General features: G+C 35.5%; 5 protein-coding genes. 3 read left to right on the forward strand and 2 right to left on the reverse strand.

Annotated elements, in window-relative coordinates:
• The first annotated feature begins 145 nt into the window (after window positions 1-145).
• The 3 genes from B5F09_RS14125 to B5F09_RS14135 are packed head-to-tail and all read left to right on the forward strand — an operon-like array spanning window position 146 to window position 3,351.
• Window positions 146-1,393, forward strand: coding sequence for a site-specific integrase (locus tag B5F09_RS14125; protein ID WP_239404353.1), 1,248 nt, complete (start codon window positions 146-148; stop codon window positions 1,391-1,393).
• Window positions 1,371-2,351: a tyrosine-type recombinase/integrase gene (locus B5F09_RS14130; RefSeq protein WP_087374976.1), complete on the forward strand. Its 981-nt coding sequence runs from the start codon at window positions 1,371-1,373 to the stop codon at window positions 2,349-2,351. The genes B5F09_RS14125 and B5F09_RS14130 overlap by 23 nt, the downstream gene beginning before the upstream one ends.
• On the forward strand, window positions 2,332-3,351 hold the full coding sequence (locus B5F09_RS14135) for a site-specific integrase (RefSeq protein WP_087374974.1): 1,020 nt from the start codon (window positions 2,332-2,334) through the stop codon (window positions 3,349-3,351). Before B5F09_RS14130 ends, B5F09_RS14135 begins: the two co-directional genes overlap by 20 nt.
• 103 nt (window positions 3,352-3,454) lie before the next feature.
• On the opposite strand, the gene B5F09_RS14140 is transcribed toward B5F09_RS14135, so the two are convergent.
• Together B5F09_RS14140 and B5F09_RS14145 are read right to left on the reverse strand one after the other, a co-directional pair.
• Window positions 3,455-4,045 (reverse strand): reverse transcriptase domain-containing protein, encoded by a 591-nt coding sequence (locus B5F09_RS14140; protein ID WP_204215358.1) that lies wholly within the window; start codon window positions 4,043-4,045, stop codon window positions 3,455-3,457.
• A gap of 486 nt (window positions 4,046-4,531) precedes the next feature.
• The gene (locus B5F09_RS14145) at window positions 4,532-5,254 is read right to left on the reverse strand and encodes a reverse transcriptase domain-containing protein (RefSeq protein WP_087374975.1); all 723 of its coding nucleotides are present in this window, start codon (window positions 5,252-5,254) and stop codon (window positions 4,532-4,534) included.
• Window positions 5,255-5,554 lie beyond the last annotated feature (300 nt).

Genomic DNA, 5,554 nt, shown 5'->3' on the forward strand with positions numbered 1-5,554 from the left:
CCTTATGTGGAGTTAGTTATTATGCCGAGTAAAGTTTGAAAAGTATTTATTTTATAGGCTTTTCTATTTATTTTCTCGGCATAATGTATCACAGTTATAGTAGAAATAATAGATCTATTTCTACTAATAAAGGACGGTGATACATATGAAATTAGATCAAATTATTCAGGGATTGGAAAAACTTCTTATTAAAAACAACTATTCTCCTCAAACTATTAAATTTTATAAGAGAGAATGGAAGAAATTAGAGTTGTTCTTGATTGATAACTATTCCAGTACCGAATTTAGCTTTGATAAAGGACTGGCTTATTTAGAAAAGCAGTACGGTATAGTTTCGAAATACATTGACGGAACTATTTCTCAGCAGAGAATACAGCTTCTTAGAGTCATTCATTTATTATCGGATTATCAGCTTCATGGAGTTCTGACACGCCGATATACAGCTTCCAGGAATCAGATTCATTTATCAGATGAATATGCAGTCATTTTTAATGAATTTCTAAATTACTTGAAAGAGAATGAACTGTCATACAGTACAATAAAACATTACTCTCACATATCTAAAGTATTCCTGGACTATCTATCACAAAAACAGGTAACAGATATATTCACTATTGATTTGGCTATCTGTAATAGCTTTATTAAAACTTTTTCAAATTTCAGTTTCAAAACAATCGAACAGAACATTTGCGGGTTAAGGTATTTCCTGAGATATCTTCATTTCAAAAATAAGCTTACTGTTGATCTGGCTTCAAAAATTCACATGCCAGCGATTTCAAAAACAAGATCGATACCATCTGTTTGGACTGCTGAGGAACTTACTCAACTGTTAAAGGCGATTGACCGAAACAGTCCGCTGGGTAAACGTGATTATGCAATGATTCTTTTAGCCTGTATACTGGGAATAAGAAGCAGTGATATTAAAAATTTAAAATTTGATAATTTTGATTGGGAAAATAAAAGAATATCCTTCATTCAGCACAAAACAAAAAAGCCATTATCTCTACCTTTACCTAACGAAGTAGGATGGGCAGTCATAGATTATATCAGGAATGGCAGACCGACATTTTATGATACACATTATATTTTCATTAAACATATGCCACCATTCGATCCTTTTTCTGAAGGAAATCATCTGAATGATATAATCAGACGATATATGAACAAAGCTAAAATACCTGCTACGAAAAACAGACATTCTGGTTTTCATTCCATGCGGCATGCAGCAGCTTCTTTATTATTGGAGGCCGGGACACCGCTTCCAATAATTACCGAAATCCTTGGTCATTCAAATCCTGATATTACTTCAATATATTTAAAAACTGATATCAATAAATTAAAAGAGTGTGTATTGCCTCTGAGCTTTGATGATGAAACGTTTAATATTCAATAGTGTATTCAAAAAAGAATTTCAGGATTTAATAAACTTAAAACAGGCACAGGGATTCAAATATACATCGGAATGTTCAGCTTTTCTTAGACTGGATAAGTTTTTCTATGAAAATAAGATTACAGAAAAAGTCATAACACGTGACATAGTGAAAAAATGGTGCAGAAAAACTTCTTATGAAACTGTTAGTAATCAGGCAGGAAGAATATCAATCCTAAGAGTTTTTTGTACATATTTGAACGATATTGGAATTGAAACTTATATTCCGCCTAAAGGACTGGTAAGGAAAACACTCAGGTATGATGCCCATATCTATACTGACAAAGAATTAAAGCAATTCTTTAAAGCCGTGGATCAAAGCAAAAGTGTTCCTGTATCACCTTATAGACATCTGGTCATGCCTGTTTTTTTCAGAATCCTCTATACCAGCGGTTTAAGAGTATCTGAGTTAAGGCTTCTAAAAATCAAAGATTTTCATTTAGATAAAGGCTATCTTATAGTTCGAAGCGGAAAAAACAGGAAAGACAGAATAGTACCGGTTCACCCGGTACTGGTTCAAAAATGTATAGAATTAAAGGAAACAATACACCAGGAATCAGAAGAAGATGAATACTTTTTCATGATAACTCCTGGCGTACCAATGAAACTGCATACGGTTTATCGTAATTTTAGACGATATCTAGAAAAAGCAGGTATTTCACATACCGGAAAAGGTCCAAGGGTCCATGATTTCAGACACACTTATTGTGTCAATTTATTAAAAATGTGGCTGGAAGAAGGAAAAAATCTGCTTAACTATCTGCCATATATGAAAACGATGCTCGGACATGAAACATTTGAAGAAACTGCATATTATCTAAAGCTTACTCAATCGCTTTATCCAGTTCTCACAGGAAAACTAGAGGAAGCATATTCAGAAATGATTGAGGTGGTGATTCCAGATGAAAAAGAATTCTACTGATTTTTCTCAATATGTTGGTTCCTTTTTAACGGAATTTCTACCGCATCATCGCAATTACTCAAAAAATACCATTCTCAGTTATAAGGATACGTTAAAACTCTTTGTAAGGTTTCTAATTAATGAAAGACATGTTAATATTAATCAGTTTACAATGAAAGATTTCACTAAAGATATTATCATTGAATTTTTAGAACATTTAAGAGCAACTGGATGCAGCTGTTCAACTGCGAATCAAAGGCTGGCAGTTCTGAAGAGTTTCGCTAATTATTGTCAGACTGATTCTATTGAAAATATGTCTAACTTGCAGGAAGTCATGCATATAAAATCAAAAAAAACAGGAGCAAAAGAAATAGGCTATTTAGATGAAAATCAAATGAGGACATTGATAAATGAACCTGATATCAACAGATTAAGCGGATTAAAGCATAAAACTTTATTATGTCTATTATATGATACAGGTGCACGTGTTCAGGAAATATGTGATTTAAAGGTAAGAGATATACTTCTCGAAAATCATCCAACAGTTAAATTAAGGGGTAAAGGAAATAAAACAAGAATAGTGCCGATCTCAAACGCTATGAAGGCTCTTTTAAATCAGTATATAGATAAATTTAAAATAAATACAAGAAGAACTGATCGTTATCTGTTCCTTAATAAAGACAACAATCAGTTATCTCGTGATGGCATAAAATACATCATAGATAAATATACAAATTCTATTGTGAAAAGAGATCCATCATTTCCAAAAAAGATTACGCCACATATGTTTAGACATAGTAAAAGTATGCATATGGTGGCGGCAGAAATTCCAATTGTTTATATTAGAGATTTTCTTGGACATGAAAGCATTTCGACTACGATGATCTACGCAAAAGCTGATACACGCTTAAAAGAAAAAGCAATAAATAAATTAGCTCCAAAAATCATAAAAGATGAAGAATTCAAACATGACTGGACGAATGACCAGAATTTATTGGATTTTTTAAACAAGTTCAAATAAAATATTATGCCGAGAAAATAAATAGAAAAGCCTATAAAATAAATACTTTTCAAACTTAACTCGGCATAATAACTAACTCCACATAAGGAGGATTATGTGGATATCAGCATAATCCTCCTTGCGGTGTACCTGAAGGTCTCTCTACTATATCTCCGTCATTCATCTGAAATGGGGTTATTAACCATCTTCTGATATAAAGTAATACCCATTTTTCATTTGTGTGCTTTTCAACCATTTTGAGTAAGATATCGTGATTGATATTATCGAATAGACCTTTGATGTCGAATTCCAACACCCAATCTTTTCGCCAACACCTTTTTCTAGTGACCTCTAGCGCTTGTATAGCTGATTTGTTAGGTCTGTAACCATATGAATCCTCGTAGAAAATTCTTTCCACGTTTGGTTCAAAGTAAAGCTTTGCCACCATTTGTGCAATTCTGTCTTCTACTGTAGGTATTCCTAGGATACGCTTACCACCATTTTTCTTGGGAATAGCGACTGCCTTAACAGGTTTAGGAAAATATGTCCCCGATGACATTCGATTCCATAATTTATATAAGTTATCTTGAAGATTCTTTTCAAAATCTTCAATGGACTGTTCATCAATCCCATAAGTTCCCTTATTAGCTTTCACTCTCCTATAGGCCATTACCACTGCCTTTTTAGATATATTGTATGGTTTTGTTGTCTGCATAAGTTCCTCCTCCTTTTCAAAGTTGACTTATACTTAAACCGGATAATTCGAACTCTTCGCTCCATTACCATTACAGTAACTTCTTCACTACTACAGTTCGATCTGCCCCCATGACCGCATTGGTACTCTTATCTTGTGGTTCTGCCACTTGATATACTCCCTTATCATCAGTCCGTGGGTTCCCACGTTCCATATAAATGCCTGTGTGAAATTCATGCCACCTTTGTGCCGTCCACCACTTAGTCAGTAAACAGGTGTCCACTAAGTTTATCCCAAGTTAACGACTACCCCTTGGTTTTGATGGAACTTTTACGCTAACGACACTTTCGTAAGTGATTTAGTTGTTCATTCATCTCTTTCACACTCACCTGACAATTTAGATTGCCTTTTCTCTAACGCTCAATACCTTAGCTTTTGACTAAAGCACCTTAGAGTGGTTTGGAATCTCCACCTGTATGGCGACTCCGGCGGGCCCGCCGCCATCATTTATATAGCACCACTTATATCAAGTGTTCGTGGCGCACAGTCATCTGCATAACGGGTAAAACGCAGTCCTCTTGCCTCAAGCTCCTTGTCAAGTTCATTCAGTACAACATTACTAAGAAGCGGACTTATATTTCCGCCCTGAACTACGCCGATGACAGATTCTTTATATTCGTTATCCATCATGATTCCGCTAACAAGAAACTTCCTGATAAGCGATACTATCTCTCCGCTCTTGACATCTCTCATAACCAGGCTGATAAGTTTATCATGATCAACTGTATCAAAGAACTTTTCCAGGTCAATATCGACTACCCAATGGAATCCGTCATTCATGTATTCCAGTGCTCTGATGATGGCCATTTCACAGCATCTGTTTGGTCTGAATCCAAAGCTGTTGTCACTGAACTTTGGTTCATAGATTGGCACAAGTACTTGTGCTATGGCCTGCTGTACAAATCTGTCCAGTACTGCTGGTATCCCCAGCTTTCTAACACCGCCATCAGGTTTTGGTATTTCTACTCTTTTTACCGGTTGTGGCTTGTATGTTCTGTTGCGTATCGATTCTTTGATTTCCTCAAGATGTTCATCTAAATATCCTTTTAGTTCCGATACTTCCATACCATCTATTCCACTTGCTCCTTTGTTTCTTCTTACCTGAGCTAATGCCAGTCCTAGATTTTCATCACTGAGCATCTTTTCAAGTAGTGTGTTATCAGTTTTCATGATTTCTGTTACCTCCATTTCTCTCGCTATCCATTATGCTCACTTCCCCTACATTCTTCTTTCGGGCCCCTAGTGTATTCGTGCTTCCTCTGACGCTTTCGCATGATAGAATCAATAGCAATCTCAATAACTGATAGATTTATTCGGTCCTTTGCTCCATTTCCATTACAGAAACTTCTCCGCTACTACGACCTCTGCTGACTTCTTGTGATTCGTTGTTACTAGGAATTTCTTCCATCACAAGACCTCCCGGGATAAGGTCATATCTCTTTCACTCCATATATCCGCCATATTTACACA

Source organism: Erysipelatoclostridium sp. An173 (assembly GCF_002160495.1).
GTDB classification, from domain to species: Bacteria; Bacillota_I; Bacilli_A; order Erysipelotrichales; family Coprobacillaceae; genus Thomasclavelia; species Thomasclavelia merdavium.

Excerpts from the sequence above, each read along its gene's own strand:
- B5F09_RS14140 (WP_204215358.1), bottom strand. The coding sequence starts at position 4,045 with ATGCAGACAACAAAACCATACAATATATCTAAAAAGGCAGTGGTAATG.
- B5F09_RS14135 (WP_087374974.1), top strand. The coding sequence starts at position 2,332 with ATGAAAAAGAATTCTACTGATTTTTCTCAATATGTTGGTTCCTTTTTA.
- B5F09_RS14125 (WP_239404353.1), top strand. The coding sequence starts at position 146 with ATGAAATTAGATCAAATTATTCAGGGATTGGAAAAACTTCTTATTAAA.
- B5F09_RS14145 (WP_087374975.1), bottom strand. The coding sequence starts at position 5,254 with ATGAAAACTGATAACACACTACTTGAAAAGATGCTCAGTGATGAAAAT.
- B5F09_RS14130 (WP_087374976.1), top strand. The coding sequence starts at position 1,371 with ATGAAACGTTTAATATTCAATAGTGTATTCAAAAAAGAATTTCAGGAT.